This window comes from Paraburkholderia phosphatilytica (assembly GCF_003443895.1).
Lineage (GTDB): Bacteria > Pseudomonadota > Gammaproteobacteria > Burkholderiales > Burkholderiaceae > Paraburkholderia > Paraburkholderia phosphatilytica.
On sequence record NZ_QQOA01000007.1, the window covers coordinates 218,577 to 238,619 of the forward strand.

At 65.7% G+C, this 20,043-nt stretch carries 18 protein-coding genes; 11 read left to right on the forward strand and 7 right to left on the reverse strand.

Annotation, left to right across the window (positions count from 1 at the left end; translation table 11 throughout):
• The first annotated feature begins 354 nt into the window (after positions 1-354).
• The 3 genes from DVS29_RS10220 to DVS29_RS10230 all read left to right on the forward strand — a co-directional run bounded on the left by DVS29_RS10220 (position 355) and on the right by DVS29_RS10230 (position 2,446).
• Entirely contained in the window at positions 355-1,437 is a 1,083-nt protein-coding gene (locus tag DVS29_RS10220; protein WP_118180330.1) for a M23 family metallopeptidase, read from the forward strand.
• On the forward strand, positions 1,430-1,855 hold the full coding sequence (locus tag DVS29_RS10225) for a hypothetical protein (protein WP_118180331.1): 426 nt from the start codon (positions 1,430-1,432) through the stop codon (positions 1,853-1,855). Before DVS29_RS10220 ends, DVS29_RS10225 begins: the two co-directional genes overlap by 8 nt.
• A gap of 90 nt (positions 1,856-1,945) precedes the next feature.
• Positions 1,946-2,446, forward strand: coding sequence for a bactofilin family protein (locus tag DVS29_RS10230; RefSeq protein WP_118180332.1), 501 nt, complete (start codon positions 1,946-1,948; stop codon positions 2,444-2,446).
• Between the two features lies 1 nt (position 2,447).
• On the opposite strand, the gene DVS29_RS10235 is transcribed toward DVS29_RS10230, so the two are convergent.
• Positions 2,448-2,816: a nuclear transport factor 2 family protein gene (locus DVS29_RS10235; RefSeq protein ID WP_118180333.1), complete on the reverse strand. Its 369-nt coding sequence runs from the start codon at positions 2,814-2,816 to the stop codon at positions 2,448-2,450.
• 168 nt (positions 2,817-2,984) lie between these two features.
• Between DVS29_RS10235 and DVS29_RS10240 the strand changes: the two genes are divergently transcribed.
• From DVS29_RS10240 to flhC, 6 genes are all read left to right on the forward strand, one after another.
• The gene (locus DVS29_RS10240; protein ID WP_476704096.1) at positions 2,985-3,875 is read left to right on the forward strand and encodes a helix-turn-helix domain-containing protein; all 891 of its coding nucleotides are present in this window, start codon (positions 2,985-2,987) and stop codon (positions 3,873-3,875) included.
• Between the two features lie 214 nt (positions 3,876-4,089).
• Positions 4,090-5,445, forward strand: a complete 1,356-nt coding sequence (locus tag DVS29_RS10245) for a hypothetical protein (RefSeq protein ID WP_118180335.1) — start codon at positions 4,090-4,092, stop codon at positions 5,443-5,445.
• Between the two features lie 79 nt (positions 5,446-5,524).
• On the forward strand, positions 5,525-6,340 hold the full coding sequence (locus DVS29_RS10250; RefSeq protein WP_118180336.1) for a 2OG-Fe(II) oxygenase: 816 nt from the start codon (positions 5,525-5,527) through the stop codon (positions 6,338-6,340).
• Between the two features lie 260 nt (positions 6,341-6,600).
• On the forward strand, positions 6,601-7,074 hold the full coding sequence (locus tag DVS29_RS36850) for a hypothetical protein (RefSeq protein WP_124800622.1): 474 nt from the start codon (positions 6,601-6,603) through the stop codon (positions 7,072-7,074).
• A 47-nt stretch (positions 7,075-7,121) separates the two neighbouring features.
• Positions 7,122-7,442, forward strand: coding sequence for a flagellar transcriptional regulator FlhD (flhD, locus tag DVS29_RS10255; protein WP_118180337.1), 321 nt, complete (start codon positions 7,122-7,124; stop codon positions 7,440-7,442).
• Positions 7,443-7,458: 16 nt separating this feature from the next.
• Positions 7,459-8,100, forward strand: coding sequence for a flagellar transcriptional regulator FlhC (gene flhC / locus DVS29_RS10260; protein ID WP_118180338.1), 642 nt, complete (start codon positions 7,459-7,461; stop codon positions 8,098-8,100).
• A 144-nt stretch (positions 8,101-8,244) separates the two neighbouring features.
• Here the strand turns inward: flhC and DVS29_RS10265 are convergent, their stop codons facing one another.
• From DVS29_RS10265 to DVS29_RS10290, 6 genes are all read right to left on the reverse strand, one after another.
• Positions 8,245-9,573 (reverse strand): Nramp family divalent metal transporter, encoded by a 1,329-nt coding sequence (locus tag DVS29_RS10265; protein WP_118180339.1) that lies wholly within the window; start codon positions 9,571-9,573, stop codon positions 8,245-8,247.
• A gap of 87 nt (positions 9,574-9,660) precedes the next feature.
• Complete coding sequence (locus tag DVS29_RS10270; RefSeq protein ID WP_118180340.1) at positions 9,661-10,845, reverse strand: acyl-CoA dehydrogenase family protein; 1,185 nt, start codon at positions 10,843-10,845, stop codon at positions 9,661-9,663.
• A gap of 221 nt (positions 10,846-11,066) precedes the next feature.
• On the reverse strand, positions 11,067-12,674 hold the full coding sequence (locus tag DVS29_RS10275) for an efflux transporter outer membrane subunit (protein ID WP_118180341.1): 1,608 nt from the start codon (positions 12,672-12,674) through the stop codon (positions 11,067-11,069).
• Positions 12,675-12,688: 14 nt separating this feature from the next.
• A complete protein-coding gene (locus tag DVS29_RS10280; RefSeq protein WP_118180342.1) occupies positions 12,689-15,871 on the reverse strand; it encodes an efflux RND transporter permease subunit in 3,183 nt (1,060 codons plus the stop codon).
• Between the two features lie 49 nt (positions 15,872-15,920).
• On the reverse strand, positions 15,921-17,219 hold the full coding sequence (locus DVS29_RS10285; RefSeq protein WP_118180343.1) for an efflux RND transporter periplasmic adaptor subunit: 1,299 nt from the start codon (positions 17,217-17,219) through the stop codon (positions 15,921-15,923).
• A 37-nt stretch (positions 17,220-17,256) separates the two neighbouring features.
• The gene (locus tag DVS29_RS10290) at positions 17,257-18,114 is read right to left on the reverse strand and encodes an alpha/beta hydrolase (protein WP_118180369.1); all 858 of its coding nucleotides are present in this window, start codon (positions 18,112-18,114) and stop codon (positions 17,257-17,259) included.
• A gap of 199 nt (positions 18,115-18,313) precedes the next feature.
• Here DVS29_RS10290 and DVS29_RS10295 point away from each other — a divergent pair, with 199 nt between their 5' ends.
• Complete coding sequence (locus tag DVS29_RS10295; protein ID WP_118180344.1) at positions 18,314-19,318, forward strand: LysR family transcriptional regulator; 1,005 nt, start codon at positions 18,314-18,316, stop codon at positions 19,316-19,318.
• Between the two features lie 267 nt (positions 19,319-19,585).
• Entirely contained in the window at positions 19,586-19,882 is a 297-nt protein-coding gene (locus DVS29_RS10300; protein ID WP_118180345.1) for a DUF4148 domain-containing protein, read from the forward strand.
• Positions 19,883-20,043 lie beyond the last annotated feature (161 nt).

Genomic DNA, 20,043 nt, shown 5'->3' on the forward strand with positions numbered 1-20,043 from the left:
AAGAGCGCGGCAAAAATGGTGCAATGCACACTTACCGCTGATCGGTTGTTCTCATTCACTGTACATCACTTGATAGGATCATAACAAGTGTTGTTATGGTTCGCTCTGTTCAGGGTTTGTGCTGAATGGACGGCATTGTGTAAGGCCGTATGGCTATGCAGCGCACATTGCGCGACTTAAATTTGAGACGGATTCCGCCGGACCTGGGTGACAATCACGGGTTCAGTTTTCCCCCTTCACAGCGACGCAGCGCGCGAGAGCCACGTTCGTGACGACCCGTATGCATTCCTTCCTGTTTCCGCTGTCCCCGTTGCCCCTGGCCGGGCACTGCCCCACGTCCGGGGAGAGGCGCTGATGGCTTCGATCTTCGGCACATCCCGCACGTTGAGCCACGGCGAGGTCAGCTTCATCACGCGCCGCGCGGCCGCGCACTTCGCGCTGGCCGCGGCCGGCGTCGCCACGGCGGTGTCACTTGCCGCCGGTATCGTGATCGGCCTTCATCTTGCTTCGACGAAGCGCGAAGTCGTGCCGACGAAACCCAGCCTCGAACACGACTACACGATCGACCAGCTCGGCCGGCTCGACGCGCAGCTGTCGCAGCTCGGACCGCGCATCGAACGGCTCGGCAGCCAGGTGGACGCGCTCGGCAGCTTCCAGTCGCGGCTCGGCGGCAAGGCGCCCGCGGCCACCTCGACTGGCGCGCAACGGCTGGCGTTGAGCCGTCGTATGGCTGCAGCTGCAGCCGCCGCGTCGGCAAGCGCAGCCGCGGGCGGTACCGGCTCCGGCGCAGCGCTGCGCGCGCGCGACCCGAACGCCGCTTCGTCCGCACAACCAGGCAATCCCGACACCGCGAGCGACGACGACGGCGAAGGCGGCCCGCTACTGCCGCCGCGTCCGTGCCCGCGCGGCACGTGGCTCTCGGCGCATCTGAACGCGGCGGCGACGCAGCAGCAGATCGACTGTCTGTCCGTGGAGCTGTCGCTGCTCGAACAGCTGACCTCGCAGGACGCGCTCGCGTACACCGCGTTTCCCGGCCGCATGCCGGTGGACGGCGCGCGCCTCGGCTCGCCGTTCGGCAACCGCATCGACCCGTTCACAGGACACCTCAGCTTTCATCCCGGCGTCGACCTCGTCGCGCCCTCCGGCACGCCGATCCTCGCGACAGCGGGCGGCCGCGTCGTATTCGCCGGCGAGAAGACCGGCTACGGCAACGCGGTCGAGATCGATCACGGCAACGGGCTGATGACGCGCTACGGCCACGCATCGAAGCTGCTCGTGAAAGCCGGCGACATCGTGCTGCCGCGCCAGCCGATCGCGCTGGTCGGCACGACCGGCCGCTCGACCGGTCCGCATCTGCATTTCGAAGTGCTGGTGGACGGTGCGCCCGTCGATCCCGTCACCTATCTCGCGCTGTTCGGCGCCGGCCCGCATGGCTAACGCGACGAAGCGCAATCCGCGCGACCGCCGCGCACTGCATCTGTCGCAGCGCAGCTACGCGCTGCGGCAGGTACGGCCCGCGTTCATGCGTGTCGGCGTGCCGGTCGGGCTGCTGCTGCTCGGACTCGCGGGCGGCGCGTTGTCGATGCATGCATGGCAGCTGCGCGGCGCAGGCACAAGCGCTTTCGCGCACAGCGAGCCGGCGGCGGCGCCCTGCGCGGCGCCGGCGCTGCCAGCTGCCACGCTGTCCGCGCCCGGTGATGTCGAAGCCGAACTCGAACGCACGCGGCTCGCGCTCGCGCAGGAAAAGGCGTCGCGCGCGGCCGTGCAGAAGAGCGCGGATGCGTCGGCGGCCGAAGCGAGCCGGCTCGACACCGAACTGAAGTTTCTGCGCGGCGAGGCGAACAAGCCGCGCTGAGCGATGCGGGCGCCGCGCGAAGCGCGCTGCCCGCGGGCCACGGCGTCGCCCTCACGACGCCGCTGTTTCACTCTATCGAAGGTCGTATCCATGTTCAGGAAAACGAAGCCTGGCGTCATCCAGCAGACCAAGCTCGCGACGCTCGTCGCGCACGACGTGCGCATCACGGGGGATCTCGAATTCAGCGACGGTCTGCGTCTCGACGGCCACGTGAAGGGCAACGTGATCGGCAAGAGCGGCACGCAGACGCTGCTGGTGCTGAGCGACCGCGGCTCGGTCGAAGGCAACGTGCACGGCTACGACGTGATCGTGAACGGCCGCATCGTCGGCGACGTCTATGCGGAGCATTTCGTCGAGCTGCAGCCGAATGCGTACGTGACCGGCAACATCCTGTACCAGCAGCTGCGGATGGACGTCGGCGCGGCCATCGACGGCAAGCTCACGCGGCGCGACGGCAGCGCGGCGGCCGCCGTGCCGGCTGTAGCGGCTCCAGCGCAGCTCGCGCTGGCCGGTGACAGCGCGCACGCCGCCGCTGAAGTTGCCGAGGTTGCGGACACCGCCGACGTCGTGCACGAGCAGGCTGCCTCGTAAGTCACGCCGCGGCCGGCGGCGCGTCCAGAAAACCGGTGACGGCCTGCAGCCGTCCGCCGTCATCGACCACGCCGAAATCGGAGCCCTTCACGATCGGGTTGCCGTCCGGCGTCGTCAGTTCCCACGAAAAGCGCACCCGGTTCGCGAAGCCGTCCACCTGCGTCGTGCGGCGGAACGTGTGGCCGGGAAAGCGCCCATGCACGGCGTGGATCATCGCGTCGATGCCTTCATGGCCATCGCCGGACAGCAGCGGATCCACATAGGCGCCATCCACGGTCCACGTCGCCGCGATCAGCGCGCGGCGCTTCGTGGTATCGGTCTCGTTCCAGGCATCGAAGTAGCGGTCGATCAGATCGGTATGCGTAGTCATCACAGACTCCTTGCAGCAGGTTGACGAAGAGCGGCTCGGCGCGTTGCTTCGCGTTGTTGCGGAGCAGGAAACGCGTCGGCACAGATCGAAGCGTCGTCGATCGGAGGCCGCGGGTCGATTACTCATGAGGTAATGGAATCGCGGCGGCGTTTGACTATCATCGGCAACATGAACACGATCCCGTTTCCGCACGGCGCACCGTCGCCGGCTTCGTCTGCTTCGTCTGCTTTATCTGCCGCTTCCGTCAGCCGCACGGTCGGCGAAATGCTGCGCGAATGGCGCCAGCGTCGCCGCATGAGCCAGCTGCTGCTCGCATCCGAAGCGGAAATCTCGACGCGCCACCTGAGCTTCGTCGAATCGGGCCGCGCGCTGCCGAGCCGCGAGATGGTGATGCATCTGGCCGAACGGCTCGAGGTGCCGCTGCGCGCGCGCAACGCGCTGCTGGTCGCGGCCGGCTACGCGCCGATGTTCCGCGAGCGGCCGCTCGACGATCCGCAGCTCGACAGCGCGCGCCACGCGATCGAACTCGTGCTGAAGGGACACGAGCCGTATCCGGCGCTCGCGATCGACCGGCACTGGACGATCGTCGCCGCGAATGCCGCGCTCGCGCCGCTCGTCGCGGGCGCCGACCCAAAGCTGCTCGCACCGCCGGTCAATGCGCTGCGCCTGAGCCTGCATCCGGACGGTCTCGCCGGTTCGATCGTCAACTGGCATGCGTGGCGCGAACACATCCTCGCCCGCCTGCAGCGGCAGATCGACGTGAGCGGCAACGCCACGCTTGCCGCGTTGCGCGAGGAACTCGCCGCCTATGCGACGCCGCCGCATGCGGACGCCACGGCAAACGACGACCCCGCTGCCGCCGCGATGAGCCAGATCGCGGTGCCGCTCAGGATGCGCACGCCGCTGGGCCTACTATCATTCTTCAGTACGACGACGGTTTTCGGCACGCCGGTCGACGTCACGCTGTCCGAACTCGCGATCGAGGCGTTCTTTCCCGCCGATGCAGCGACCGCGGAAGCGTTGCGCGCGTATGCGGCTAAGGAGAACGCGCAGGCCTAGTCGTTCTTTTGTCTGCCTGTTTGTCGGCCTGCTTGAAACCGCCGTTCAAAACCCTCCCGCCGCTCGCCGTCTAATCATCGGGGCGGACGGCGCCGCGAGCGCGCACGATGCGCTCCGGCGCATGGCGCGGCCGCGGACAGCCTCGCCATGCGCCACGCTGCGGTTCGCACAGCAAATCGCAACACCGGTCGCACGTCGTCAGCAGGAGGCAAGCATGGCCCTCTCCGAAATCCTGTCGCCGGTCAAGATCGTGCGGCACCTGCGCGAGGACGGCTCGGCCGCGACGCTCAACCGGCTGCTGGGCTCGCGCCACGTCGCCGACCTGCGTCTGATCGTGTCGCTCACGCTCTATGCCGTCGCGTTCTGCTTCGTGTTCGCGGTGTTCTTCGAGGCGGCGCGCATCATCTGGGACGCCACGCCCGCCGACCCCGCCCGGCCGCACAGCGTCAGGTCGTGGATGGCGCTCGCAAGCGACGCGATCGTCGATAGCGGGCCGTTCGTGAGCGTCGTCTTCGCGATCGGCTGCGGCGTGATGGGCTGGGCCTACCAGTCGGGCAGCGCGCGGCTCGGCGTGGTCGATCTGTTCGCGTGCGAGATCACCACACTCTGCCGCGTGTTCACGATCGTCGATCTCGCGCGCCGCTACGTCGACGCGTTCAACGCCGATCTCGGCAACCGCCGCGCGCCGGACCCGGAACTGATCGAGCGGATCCGTCACCCGTTCGATCACGAGCCGAGCAACGAGACCTACACGCCCGTGTTCGACCAGAACGCGAGCGACCTGCGCGCGCTCGACGCGAACGTCGTCACCAACGTGACCGCGTTCTACACCTACCTGAAGGCGATGAAGGACGCGCTGCGCAATCTCTCGCGCATCCCCGCGCCCACCACCGGCGGCAAGCCGCACGACGCATGGCACGAAGGGCTCGCGACCGTGCTCTACATGCAGTTCCTGATGCTCGAAAGCGCGCGCAAGGCGGTGCGCGACCTGATCGAGTTCGAGCCGAACCAGGTCGAGAACACCGTGACGATCCTGATCAGCGAGCTGTGCGCGTACCGGTTCCTGCTGCATCAGTTCGATACGGGTCATGCCGGCGCCGCTTTGGCAAACCATGCCGATGCGCCGCCGCTCGCCGCCGTTGAAAACGCAAACGCGGGCGGCGAAGACTTCCGGCATGCGCGGCTCAGGATCCGCCGCGCGTCGTACCGCTGCATCGTCGGGCAGGCGTGGTGGCGCGCGAAAGAAGGCGAACGCTACTGGACCGCCCAGGAAGCCAGCGCCGAAGCCGACGTGGCGCGCCAGATCGCAGCGTCCGGCGGCTCGCGCGCGGACGTCTCGCACCGCGGCGTCGAGCGGCTGACCGAAGCGCACCGGCGCATCCAGCAATGGCGCAAGGCGGCGGAAACGGCCAACGAACTCGCGAACCGCTACGCGACCCTGTTTCCCGGCGAGCCGATCGACCGTCCGACGGATCTGCCGCCGCAGCCGCAGGACGCGGCGCGCACGGCAGCGCACCGCGGCGTGCTGCATCGCCCGCGGCGGAGGTTGCGGCACGTTGGCGTCGAATGAGAGAGCAAGCGGTGGAGTGTCCGCGGCTCGCGGGATCCGTACACTGGGTTCATCAGCATCTCCCTTGCACGGACCCGATATGCACCAGCTCTCCCTGCCGACAGACGACGTCGACGACACCACGACGGCCTCAGAAACCGCACGAGCGTCCAGCCGCCACCCTCGCCCGCAGTCCGCGAGAACCATCGAAACCATCGCGCAACGGATCGACGCGCTCGACTGGCCGCGCGTCGGCGGCGAGCTCGACGCGTTCGGCTGCGCGACCCTGCCGAACCTGCTCGATCCCGCCGACTGCCAGGCGCTGAGCGCGCTCTACACGGATGACGACGTGTTCCGCAGCCGCGTCGTGATGGCGCGCCACGGCTTCGGGCGCGGCGAGTACCGTTACTTCCGCTATCCGCTGCCCGATCTGGTCGGCGCGCTGCGCACTGCCGCGTATCCGCATCTCGCGCCGATCGCGAACCGCTGGAACGCCACGATGAATATCGACACGCGCTACCCGCCCGCGCACGAAGCGTTCGTCGCGCGCTGCCACGCGGCCGGCCAGCGCCGCCCGACGCCGTTATTGCTGCAATACGGCCCCGGCGACTACAACTGCCTCCACCAGGACCTGTACGGCGAGCACGTGTTTCCGTTACAGATCGCGATCCTGCTGTCCGAACCCGGCCGCGACTTCAGCGGCGGCGAGTTCGTGATGACCGAGCAGCGGCCGCGGATGCAGTCGCGCGCCGAGGTCGTACCGCTCGCGCAGGGCGATGGCGTCGTGTTCGCTGTGCACCACCGCCCGGTGCAAGGCACCCGCGGCGTCTACCGCGTGAACCTGCGCCATGGCGTGAGCCGCCTGCGCGCAGGCCACCGCCATACGCTCGGCGTGATCTTCCACGACGCCGAGTAACTCCCCCGCATCCTTCCTCCGCGGCCGCCAGCGGCGGCCCGCCGTCCTGCCGTAACACGTGCCGGGCACCCCCTGCCACGCGCATCCACGCCCCGTTCGCCGCCAGTCCATCGTCAGTTCGAAACGGGCGAACTTACCGAAAAATCAGCAAATCCCTACAGTGACCCCACCTAAAACGCCTATAAATACACTTTTTAGCCACAATTTTCGCGTTTTTGGCTAACCAGTTTGTCTATAACAAACGTCACTTGTAACGACCTGTGTCTAAGGGTTCGACCCGAGAGTTACAAATCTGCACCGCGATGATACAAACCCGCCGCTCAAAATTATGGGTCGGATACTTTTCGTCTGACCACGAAAGCGGCGTCATTTTTACCGAAAATCTTGCCTGCTTTCTAGCGCCTTTCTGCTCTGAAGCTGATTTTCCTTTTCATAGCCTGTTTGAAGCAGGGTTTTCACCAATCCGCATAAAGCCTTGCTGTATAAGGGTTTCCGCGCGAAAAAGTGCTCCAGTAATGGCGCCCGAAATTGCCTTTTATGTTTTATTTTTGACAGCGGAAAATTTTGCCGAATGGCGCTGTGGTTTTTTCGAAAAAAATTTTGAGATAGGTATTGCTTTATCAAAAACACCTTCATACAATTCGCTCAACGCTGTTACGACATGTAACAAGTTGTATCGGCGGGATGTAACAAGTCCGGCAGATTTTACCGACCGGCAAGGGCATAAAAGATAACGGCAAAAAATGCCGAAGATGACATCGGGGCTTCGGAATCTTTCAAAATGGACCGTAGCAGCGAGACGCTGGATTCAATCCGCGAAATCAATCTTTCCTACATCATGCTTGCGCAGCGCATGCTGCGTGAGGACAAGGCGGTGGGCATGTTCCGCCTTGGTCTGTCGTCGCAGATGGCTGATCTGCTGTCCGGCCTTTCGCTGGCGCAGGTCGTCAAGCTGGCGAGTTCGGACCAGCTCCTGTGCTTCTTCCGCTTCAACGACCACACGATGCTGTCGGCGTTGACGCAGACCACGAAGCACGCAGAGGTTGCTTCGACGCACGCGGCGATCCTGCTCGCAGGTCAGCCCGCGGAACAGTTCGCGTAACCGGACGGAGACGGCCATGCTCAAGCGCAGCCTCACGGAAGACGCAGCCGACGTGTTCCGCGCGATCGCCCTGATCGAACTCGGCGCCCGCATGCAGGTCCTCGAAAGCGAACTCACGCTTTCCCGCGACCGCATGATCCGCCTGTACCGCGAAGTGAAGGGTGTATCGCCGCCGAAGGGCATGCTGCCCTTCTCGGCGGACTGGTACATGACGTGGCTCGCGAACATCCACGCGTCGCTGTTCTACAACACGTACCTGTTCCTGAAGAACGAAGCGCAATGCTCGCACCTCGACGCGCTGACGAAGGGTTTTCGTCTGTACCTCGAGCACTGCAAGCACAGCGACACGGAGCCGGTGCTCGACCTGACCCGCGCGTGGACGCTGGTGCGCTTCTTCGACGCTGAGATCCTGCAGCTGACGCCGTGCTGCCGTTGCAGCGGCAAGTTCGTCGCTCATAAGCACGACCTGCAGAACAACGTCGTGTGCGGCGCATGCCAGCCGCCGTCGCGTGCCGGCAAGACGAAGAAGGCCGCCGCGAAGGAAGCCGCGCAACCGACCGTCATCGTGACGCCGGTTACCGTCGAAGTGGAAGAAGTGGTGCCGCCGGTCGAACAGATCGTCGCCGCCGAAACCATCACGATCCCCGAAGCCGCGTGACAGGTTTCAACCCGGGATTCAACCCGGCTCTACACCGCGCGTAGCGGCAGTCTCGCCCGGACATTCAGTCCACTACGCGCCGGTCCGAAGCAGTTTCCCAGCAGATTCAACCCGGTCCAGACCGCCTGAGCGCAAGCCCGACGCTCAGGCGATCCATCCGACCGTCTGCACCACCAGCCAGAGATTCGCCGCCGTGATCAGCACGAACAGCGTCCATACGACGATGCGCGTCGGCCAGCGGTTCGCGAACGCGCCCATCAGCGCGCGATCGTCCGTCATCCGGATCAGCGGATAGAGCGCGAACGGCAACTGCAGGCTCAACACCACCTGACTCGCGACCAGCAGCTGGCCGACCGCGCCATTCCCCAGCACGACGACGCCGATGAGCGCCGGAATCAGCGCGAGCGCGCGCGTGACGAGCCGCCGCTGCCAGCACGGAATCTTCAGGTTCAGGAAGCCTTCCATGATCACCTGCCCCGCCACCGTGCCGGTGAAGGTCGAGCTCTGGCCCGACGCCAGCAGCGTGACCGCGAACAGCACCGCGGCCGCGCCTGTGCCGACGATCGGCGCGAGCAGCCGGTAAGCGTCCTCGATTTCGGTCACCTGGTTGTGGCCCGTCGCGTGGAACGCGGCGGCCGCGAGGATCAGGATCGCCGCGTTGATCAGCAGTGCGAGCGTCAGCGCGCCGATCGTGTCGAGCCGCGAGAAGCGGATCGCCTGCGCGATGCCGGCATGATCGCGCTTGACCGCGCGGGTCTGCACGATCGACGAATGCAGATACAGGTTGTGCGGCATCACGGTGGCGCCGAGAATGCCGATCGCGAGATACAGCGGCTCGCGCGAGTCGAGCGCGCTCCATGACGGCACCAGCCCCGCGAACACCGCGGGCCAGTGCGGCTTCACAAGCGCGAGCTCGACGACATAGCCGAGCCCAATGGTCGCGATCAGGCCGAGGATGATCGCCTCGAGGTCGCGGAATTTCTTGCCCTGCAGGCCCAGCACGATCACCGTGTCGAACGCGGTGAGGATCACGCCCACCAGCAGCGAGCACTTCAGCAGCAGATGGAACGCGAGCGCGCCGCCGAGCACTTCGGCGAGATCGCACGCAATGATCGAGATCTCCGCCAGGATCCACTGCACGCGCGCCACCCACGGTGCATAACGCTGGTTCGAGAGCTTCGCGAGATCCTGCCCGGTGACGATCCCAAGCCGCATGCACAGGCACTGCAGCACCATCGCCGCGAGGCTCGACAGCACGACGACGAACAGCAGGCTGTAACCGTAGCGCGAGCCGGCTTCGATATCCGTGGCCCAGTTGCCCGGGTCCATGTAGCCGATCGAGACCAGCAGGCCCGGCCCCGCGAACTGCAGGATCTTCTTCCAGAGCGGCGCGCCGGGCGGCACGAAGACGCTGCCCTGCACTTCCGATGGACAGAACGGCGCAGTGGCGGTGGTGGGTAGTTTGTACGGCAAGACCGGCGCTCCCCGAGGTCAGGCGAAATCATGAATAGCGCCCGGGCTTCACCGGCCGAGGGCGGCGCCGGCACGCCGCCGGCGGACTCAAGTGTACAAAGAAACCTCCGGCAGAATGCCCGAGAGCGCATAGCGGCCGACGTCGCGCACGCGATAGTCGACGGGGTCGTGCAGCGTGTGGACGCGCGCGTTGCGCCAGAAGCGGTCGAGCGCGGCGGCCTGGCCCGTGGCACGCGCGCCGCACGCGTCGAACAGGTTTTCGCCGGCATAAAGCGCCGCGCGGTGCGCGACGATCTTCGCCTCCGATACCGCGAGCGCGACCTCCGCGCGACCGTTCGCATCGAGCGCATCGCCGTTGCGCCACGCGCTTTCGAGCGCCTCGGCGGCGCGGTCCGTCAGTGCTGCCGCGCTCACCGCGTGCACGCGCATCTCGCCGAAGCGCTGGATCAGATACGGGTCGTCGGCGGCTTTCGCCACGCCGGATGCGATCCACGGCCGGCCTGACGCGAGCACGTGGCGGCGCGCTTCGTCGATCGCGCCTTCGGCAATGCCCGCGAACAGGTTGGTCAGCACGAGCTGCGAGATCAGCGTACGCAACGACGCGTGCGGCGTGTCCGGCCTCACGAGCACCTCGTCGGGTTCGAGCCGAACCTCTGCGAACGACACGCTGCCGCTGTCGGTCTGGCGCTGCCCGATCGGGTCCCAGTCCTCGTTGACGGTGATGCCAGCGCGGTCCGTCGGCACGACGCCGAAGACCGGCTGGCCGCTCGCGGCGTCGTGCCCGGACACGGTCATCATCGCGGAGCCACGCGTGCCCGAACAGAAGCCCTTTACGCCGTCGAGCCGATAACCGCCGTCGCCCGTCGCGGTGGCGACGAGACGCGTGTCGAGCGGATTCACCGCGTTGCCCCACCACCAGCGATGCGCAACCGTGCCACGCAGATAGCGTTCGCGCTGCGCCGCATTGCCCCACACGTCGACGCTCACGGTCTGCAGAAACTGGAAGCCGAGCAGGTGCGCAAGCGCGCTATCGACCCGCGCGATCGCGCGGATCGTCGCGTAGATGCGCGGCCAGCGTTCGTCTTCGCCGCCAAAGGCTGCGGGCACCGCGAGCGTCAGCAGCCCCGTATCGGCGATCCACTGTTTTTCTTCCGACGCATGTCCGCCGGCACGATCGCGCGTTGCGGCGCTCGCGCGCAGCCGTTCGACCAGCGCATCCAGCACCGACTGGAAAGACGCATCGAGCTTCGTCGCTTCGCGTGGATCGTTCATGGTGCCTCCGCAAGGTCCACCGCCACTGAGAAACAGACGATGATAGTGACGCGGGTTTCGACGGTCTACCAAGCGTTTTTTCAAAGGAAATCGTCAGACGCGATATAGGTTCGCGAAGAGCACGAGGGGTTGCGCGCCAATGAAAAACGGCATGCGCGAGGTGACTCGCGCATGCCGTTTCGTCAGCGGTAAGCGAACCGCTGCGCACAACGTCAGCGATATCAGCGATTCGTCGTACCCTTCTGCTCCACTGCTGCGACCGTAGCGGCTGCAACCGCGGAAGCAGAAGCCGGCGCCGCGGACGACACCTTCGCCGCATCCTGCGTCTTCGCATCGCCCACCTGGACATCGCCCCAGCCGCCGCCGAGCGCGCGGATCAGATTGACGGTCGACACCGCCTGCACGCCCTGCAACCGGCTCGCCTGCAGCTCCGAGTCGAGCACCGAGCGCTGCGCATCGATCACGTTCAGATAGCTCACCTGACCTTCCTGATACTGCACGTCGGACAGATGCGACGCGCGTTCCGACGCATTCACCGCGTCGCTCTGCGAGTGCATCTGATCGTCGAGCAGCCGCAGGTCCGACAGGTTGTCCTCTACCTCGCGGAACGCGACGAGCACCTGCTGCCGATACTGCGCGACGTCTTCGTCGTACTTGCCGCGCGCCTGCGCGAGATCGGCCTTGCGACGGCCGCCGTCGAAAATCGGCAGCGTCAGCGCGGTGCCCGACAGCGGCCCGAGCAGGAACGTGCGGCTCGACCACATGAAGAGATCGCCGAGCGTCGCCGATTCGAAGCCTGCCGCGCCCGTGATATCGAGCTTCGGGAAGAACGCCGACTTCGCGAGCCCGACGCGTGCGTTGGCCGCGGCCATCGCCCGCTCGGCCGCCGCGATGTCGGGACGGCGTTCGAGCAGCGCCGAAGGCAAACCTGCAGGAATCCGAACCGTCACCGGATCGAGCGGCGTTTCCGGGAACGTGAAGTTCGCCGGCGCCTTGCCGAGCAGGATCGCGAGTCCATGCTCGGACGCCGCACGGGTCCGCGCAACGCCAACCGCATCCGCGCGCGCCGTCGACAGCTCGTTGCGCGCCTGCGCCACGTCCAGCTCGCTGATGTCGCCTTCCTTGAAGCGGCGCTCGACGAGCTTCAGCGTGTCCTCGCGCAGCGACACGGTCTTGCGGTACAGCTGCACTTCGGTATCGAGCTCGCGCAGCTGGAAGTAGTTCTGCGCGACGTCGGCTTGCAGCGCGAGCTGCACCGAGCGGAACAGCGCCTCGCTCTGCTGCGCGTCCGCGGTGGCCGCGTTCACGTTCGAGCTGACCCGGCCGAACAGATCCGCCTCGTACGACACCGTGGCCTGCGCGGTCCACACCGTCTGCGTCGGCACGTTCGCGTTCTGCGGCTCTTCGAGCGTCACCGGCGCCAGCCGTTCGCGCGTCGGGCTGAAGCCCGCGTCGATCGACGGGAACCACTGCGAACGCGCTGCGCGGGTCACCGCCCGCGCTTCCTGCACGCGCGCCGCCGCAGCCTTCAGGTTCTGGTTCGCATCGGCGGCCTGCTGTTCGAGCGAGTCCAGCGTGGTATCGCCGAACACGGTCCACCATTCGCCGCGATGCGCGTCGTCAGCCGGTTGTGCGGGCTTCCACGTGCCGGCTTCGCTCGCCGGCAGCGCAGGCGCTTCCTTGAAGGCCGCCGGCGCCGCGACATCGGGCCGGTGGTACGGCGGCTCGACCGAGCACGCCGCGAGCAGCGCCAGCAGCAACGCGCTGCCTGCCGCCCGGCTTAATCGACCTAGCGGACCCAGGCCGCCGAAAAATACATTCCGTTCCATTTTTCTGGTTCTCCTTATTCGGCCGCCGGAACGGCAATTCGCGGCGAGTCTTTCTGCGCGACGTGGATCTTGCCGCCCGCGAGCGTGCGCAGCACCACGTAGAACACCGGCGTCAGCATCAGGCCGAACAGCGTCACGCCCAGCATGCCGAAGAACACCGCGACGCCCATCGCGTGACGCATCTCCGAACCCGCACCCGACGACAGCACCAGCGGCACCACGCCCATGATGAAAGCGATCGAGGTCATCAGGATCGGACGCAGCCGCATGCGGCTCGCCTCGATCGCCGCCGACAGCGGCGAATGCCCGTCATGCTCCAGCTCGCGCGCGAACTCGACGATCAGGATCGCGTTCTTCGATGCGAGGCCCACCAGCACCATCAGGCCGATCTGCGTGAAGATGTTGTTGTCGCCGTGCGTGAGCCACACGCCGGTCAGCGCGGACAGCACGCTCATCGGCACGATCAGGATCACCGCGAGCGGCAGCGTCATGCTCTCGTACAGCGCGGCGAGCACGAGGAACACGAGCAGCACGCTGATCGGGAACACCCACAGGCCCGCGTTGCCGGCAAGAATCTGCTGGTAGGTCAGATCGGTCCATTCGAACTTCACGCCGCGCGGCAAGGTCTGCGCTGCGATCCGTTCGGCCGCCGCCTGCGCCTGGCCCGACGAGAAGCCCGGTGCCGGACCGCCGTTGATGTCGGCTGCGGTGTAGCCGTTGTAGCGCACCACCATCTCCGGCCCATACGTCGGCGTCACCGTGACGAGCGACGACAGCGGCACCATGTCGCCCGCGGCGTTGCGCGTCTTCAGCAGACCGATGTCGTCCGCGTTCTTGCGGAACGGCGCATCCGCCTGCACCCGCACCTGATACACGCGGCCGAACTTGTTGAAGTCGTTCACGTACAGCGAGCCGAGATAGATCTGCATCGTGTCGAACACGTCCGTCACCGGCACGCCGAGCTGCTTCGCTTTCGTGCGGTCCAGATCCACGTTCAGCTGCGGCACGTTGATCTGGTAGCTCGAGAACGTCGGCCCGAGTTCAGGCGTCTGCGAAGCCTTCTTGATGAAGTCCTGGGTGGCCTTGTTGAGCGCCGCGTAACCCACCGCGCCGTGGTCCTCCAGCTGCATCTTGAAGCCGCCGAGCGTACCGAGGCCCAGCACCGGCGGCGGCGGGAACACCGCGACGAACGAGTCCTTGATCTGCGCGTACTGCTGGTTCAGCGCGCCCGCGATCGCACCGGCGGACAGCGCCTTGCTGCCGCGATCCTTGAACGGCTTCAGCGTGACGAACACGATGCCCGCGCTCGAACTGTTCGTGAAGCCATTCACCGACAGACCCGGGAACGCCACCGCGCTTTCCACACCCGGCTGCTTCAGCGCGATCGCGCTCATGTCGCGAATCACGTTCTCGGTGCGGTCGAGCGATGCGCCGTTCGGCAACTGCGCGAACGCGATCAGATACTCCTTGTCCTGCGCCGGCACGAAGCCGCCCGGCACGATGTGCGCAACGCCGAGCGTCGCGGCAAGCAGCACCGCATAGACCGCGAGCATCGCGCCCTTGCGCCTCAGCACGCCCTTCACGCCACGGCTGTAGTTCTCCGAGCCGCGATGGAACACCTTGTTGAAGCGGCGGAAGAAGCCGCCGAACACCGCGTTCATCGCGCGCGTCAGCCAGTCGGGTTTCTCGTCGTGACCGCGCAGCAGCAGTGCGGACAGCGCCGGCGACAACGTCAGCGAGTTGAACGCCGAGATCACCGTCGAGATCGCGATGGTCATCGCGAACTGTTTGTAGAACTGGCCCGTCAGACCGCTCATGAATGCGAGCGGCACGAACACGGCGACCAGCGTCAGCGCGATCGCGATGATCGGCCCGCTCACTTCCTGCATCGCCTTGTAAGTGGCCTCGCGCGCGGAGAGCCCGCGCTCGATGTTCCGCTCGACGTTCTCGACCACCACGATCGCATCGTCCACCACGATCCCGATCGCGAGCACCATCCCGAACAGCGACAGCGCATTGATCGAGAAGCCGAAGCCGAGCAGCAGCGAGAACGTACCGATGATCGACACCGGCACCGCGATCAGCGGAATGATTGACGCGCGCCACGTCTGCAGGAACACGATCACGACCACCACCACGAGCGCGATCGCTTCGAGCAGCGTATGCACCACCGCCTCGATACTGGAGCGTACGAATTGAGTCGGGTCGTAGACGATCTTGTAGTCCACGCCATCGGGCATGTCCTGCTTCAGCTCCTTCATCGCGTCGCGCACCTGCGACGAGATCGCGAGCGAGTTCGCGCCCGGCGCCTGGTTGATCGCGAGCGCGACCGCCGGCTTGTTGTCGAGCAGCGAACGCAGACCGTATTCCGACGCGGCGAGCTCAACCCGCGCGACGTCGCGCAGATACGTGACAGCGCCATCGGGTGCGGTCTTCAGGATGATGTTGCCGAACTCCTGCACGGTGTTCAGACGCCCGCGCGCATTCACCGACAACTGCAGCGGCGTGCCCGGCACCGACGGCGATGCGCCGATCACACCCGCCGCGACCTGCACGTTCTGCTCGCGGATCGCGTTCACGACATCGGTTGCGGTGAGACCGCGCTGCGCGACCTTCTGCGGATCGAGCCACACGCGCATCGCGTAGTCGCCCGAACCCCACAGCTGCACTTCGCCCACGCCCTGGATCCGCGCGAGGCGGTCCTTCACGTTGAGCAGCGCGTAGTTGCGCAGGTACGTCATGTCGTACTGGTTGTTCGGCGAGATCAGGTGCACGACCATCGTCAGCGTCGGCGAGCTCTTGATCGTCGTCACGCCGAGCCGCTGCACGTCTTCCGGCAGACGCGGCAGCGCCTGGTTCACGCGGTTCTGCACGAGCTGCGTCGCGAGGTCCGGGTTCGTGCCGAGACGGAACGTGACCGTCAGCGTCAGGTTGCCGTCGCTGTTCGCCTGCGACTGCATGTACAGCATGTTTTCGACGCCGTTGATCTGCTCTTCGAGCGGCGACGCAACCGTTTCGGCGATCACTTTCGGGTTCGCGCCCGGATACTGCGCGTGCACGACGACCGATGGCGGCACGACTTCGGGGTACTCGGAGATCGGCAGCTGGAACAGCGAGATCACGCCGGCCAGCAGGATCAGCACCGATAGCACGCCCGCGAAGATCGGCCGGTCGATGAAGAATTTGGATATGTTCATGAGAAGCTCAAAAAGTGTCTACGCAGAGGCAGGAAACGACGAACCCGGATCACGAGTTCTTCGCGTTGCCATGCGTCGCGTTTTGTGCGTCTTTCTGCGGTGCTTTCTGCGCGGGTTTAGCCGAAGCCTGTGCCGCAGGTTGTGCTGACGGTTGCGAGGCGGGTTGCGCGGCCGCCTGATCGTCGTCGCTGTCGTTGCCGTCCATCTGCACCATGTGCACGCGCACTTCGCCGCCCGGACGCACGCGCTGCGTGCCGTTCACGACGATCCGCTCGCCTTCCTTGAGGCCCGACGTGATCACGCGCAGGTTGCCCTGCTGGCTGCCGAGCTGCACTTCGCGGTACGCGACGTGCCCGTTCTGATCGACGACCAGCACGAACTTCTTGTCCTGATCGGTGCCGATCGCGGCTTCGTTGATCAGCAGCGCCGCGTGCGGCTTGCTGCCGCCCACCTTGATACGCGCATACAGACCCGGCACGAGCGTGCCGTCCGCGTTGTCGAAACGTGCGCGCACGCGGATCGTGCCCGACGACGTATCGAGCTGGTTATCGACCGATTCGATCGTGCCGTGACGCGAGTAGCCCATTTCATCCGCGAGGCCGAGATCGACCGGTACCGCGCCGCCCTGGTTCGCCTGATGGATGTAGCGCAGATAGGTCTGCTCGTCCGCGTCGAACGATGCGTAGATCGGCGACACCGACACGAGCGATGTCAGCGGCGCCGAGCTCGCGCCCGCCGACACGACGTTGCCCACCGTGATCTCGGCGCGCGACACGCGGCCCGATACCGGCGCCGTGATGCGCGTGTAGCCGAGGTTGATCTGCGCGGCTTCGAGCGCGGCTTGCGCGGCCTTCAGGTTCGCGCTCGCTTCGCGGGCGTCATTCTGCTTCTGGTCGTAGTCGCGCTTCGCGATCGCGTTGTCCGCGAGCAACCGCTGCGCGCGCTCCCAGTCGCTCTGCGTGTAACCGGTGCGCGCCTGCGCGGCCGCGACCTGCGCCGCGGCCTGGTCGACGGCGGCCTGGTACGGACGCGGATCGATCACGAACAGCGTGTCGCCCTTCTTCACGAGCGCGCCGTCCTTGAAGTTCACCGACACGATCGTGCCCGACACCTGCGGACGCACCTCGACCTTGTCGATCGCTTCGAGACGGCCTGAATACTGCTGCCATTCGGTGATGGTCTTGTCGATCACCGTGGCGACGTCGACCTCCGGCAACATCGCCGACGCGGATTGCGGCGGCGAGCTCGCATCCACACGAATCACGCCGAACGTCGCAAGCCCCGCGACGACGAGCACTGCAGCCGCCGCTAGCGCGACACGCGATTTTGAAAGGGAAAGCTGTGCCATTCTGACCTCCGGGTTTTCTGGTTTCTGGTTAATTGCTTTATCGGCTGGCGCGCACTTCGAAGCGCCATTGAAAGAACCGGGTGACTTCCTGCAATGCGGCCGGGTAACTCGCGATGCCCGCATGCGACACGCTCGGATAGCGCACCACCTGCGTATGCACGCCCGCCGCGATGAGATTGCTCGCGTACTTCTCCGCCTCCACGTGCAGCACGTCGTTCTGCGCGGTCACGATCAGCGTCTTCGGCAACCCCGCGAGCCGCATCGATTCGAGCGGCGCCGCGTACGGATGCAGACGCTGCGAAGCCTGCGGCAGATACGCGCGATAACACGCCGCGCATTCGCTCGCGGTGATGTCGGAGCTGAGCCGCCGTTCGTCGCCGAGACGCGTCAGGCTCGGGTCGAGCATCGGGCCGAGCAACGCTTGAGCGTCGATCCGTACGTCACCGCGATCGCGCGCGATGAACGCGAGACAGTTCGCGAGCTGGCCGCCCGAGTCGTGCCCCGCCGCGCCGATCCGCTTCGGGTTGCCGCCGAATGCGCGCGCGCCGGTCAGCACCCACTGCGCCGCGCGATACGCGTCTTCGGGCGCCGCGGGAAACGGAAACTGCGGCGCAAGCGAGTAGCCGACCGAAACCACGAGCGCCGGCAGATGCTCGGCGAAATAGCGCGACGGCGTGTCGGCATCGTCGACGCAGCCGCGCACGAAACCGCCGCCGTGGAAGTACAACAGCACCGGCAGGCCGCTTGCGCCGGCACGCCGGTAAAGCCTCAGCGTGATCGCCTGGGCATGGCCGTCGATCCGCACGTCCGTGACTTCGATTTCCGGCGCGGCGGGCTCGGGCACGAGCTCGGCGGCGGCAGTCACGAACGGGAACGGCGTTTTGAAAGCATCCATGTCGATGGCGCACGAGCGCATTGAATATCGAATGGTGTGAATTGTGTGTTCGGCAGACTCGCAAATAAATGCCTATAATCCGGCAACACAATTCGGTGCCCCTGAACAATCGCAGGCGATGAAATCGCCGCGTGGCCCGGCGCTCAACGCCGTCCCAGCGTTCATGTCCCAGCCGCGCCGGCCCTTTCGGAGGTAAGTCATGGACCGTCTTCAGGCCATGCAGGTGTTCACTCGTGTCGTCGATACCAACAGCTTCACGCGCGCCGCGGAGACGCTCGACATGCCGCGCGCGTCGGTCACGACGATCATCCAGAATCTCGAAGCGTTTCTCGGCACGCGCCTGATGCACCGGACCACGCGCCGTCTGTCGCTGACGCCGGACGGCGCCGCGTACTACGAGCGTTGCGTGCGCATCCTGCAGGAAGTGGAAGAGACCGAATCGAGCTTCCAGCGCGGCAACCGCAAGCCGCACGGCAAGCTGCGCGTCGACATGCCGGGCGCGATCGGGCGGCTGATCGTGATTCCTTCGCTGTGTGAATTCCACACTCGCTACCCGGATATCGATCTGCAGATGGGCCTCTCCGACCGGCCGGTGGATCTGCTGCAGGAAGGCGTCGACTGCGTGGTGCGCGTCGGCGCATTGCAGGATTCGTCGCTGGTCGCACGGCGTGTAGGGTTATTCGAAGGCATTTCATGCGCGGCGCCCGAATATCTGGAACGCTACGGCGTGCCGCATTCGCTCGAAGACCTCGAACGCCATCGCGCGGTGAACTACTTCTCGAGCCGCACCGGCCGCGTGATCGACTGGGCGTTTCTGGTGGACGGGAAGGAAGTCGAGGTGAAGATGAAGGGCAGCGTGTCCGTGAACGATGCGGACGCGTACGTGACTTGCGGCGTGGAAGGCTTCGGGCTGATCCAGCCGCCGCTCTTCATGGTGCGGCCGCATCTTCAAACCGGGCAGCTCGTCGAGGTGATGCCGGACCTGAAGCCGCTGCCGATGCCGATTTCCGTGGTCTATCCGCACAGCCGGCATCTGTCGTCGAAGGTGCGCGTGTTCGTCGACTGGATCGCGGAAATTTTCGATCGCTGCCCGCTGCTGAGCGGCCGCGGCAGTCTCGACAAGGCCTGCTCGCTGAAGACCCCGGAGCAGCGCGAATCCGCGCCGCCTCACGATACGCCGATCGTCACCGAGTGGGTGGCGTGAGCGTTTGACGCGCCAAGCGCGCGTCTTCTTTTGCGCTTCTCATTCGTAGAAGCGCGCTATCCCAGCACTATCTTCCTACGAGCCGAAGCCCGCATCAGTCGGGCTTCAGCGCGCGTTTCCAGCACGCGCGTATCTCAAATTGTTTTGAATTTCCAACAATTCATTTCGCGAATCGTCGGTTTATCCGGCGCTTCGACGCGCCTACATTTCACCCTGTCGCAGCGCCGAACGGTCGGTGCCGCAAACGGATAGACACAGGAGTGGATCATGAAGCGCACCCTTTTCGCAGGTCTCGTTCTTTCGTTCGCAGTGGCTGCACCGGCATTCGCTGACGGTGGCGGCATCGGCCACGCAGGCAGCTACAACGACTACTCGTGGGCCGGCAAGGCCACGCAGTCGCGCGCCGACGTTCGCGCTGAACTCAACGCGTCGTATCGCGACGGCACGCTGCCCGCGCTGAACAAGACCACGTACCCGAGCCAGGGTCTCATCGGCAGCACGCAAGCGGAACGTCTCGCGGTTCAGGAAAACCATCGCGAAGAACGTCTCGCCCGTGCTCAGTAAGTTGAACGCTGGATGATCGATCGAGGAGTCACATCATGAGCCCATCACAACTCGACGACTGGAACGACGACGTACCCGTGTGGGTTCCGTTCCGTCACTGAACGCAACGAGGCCCGGCTGAACGCGTGAATAAATGCCATCATTCATCGGTGCGTTCAGTC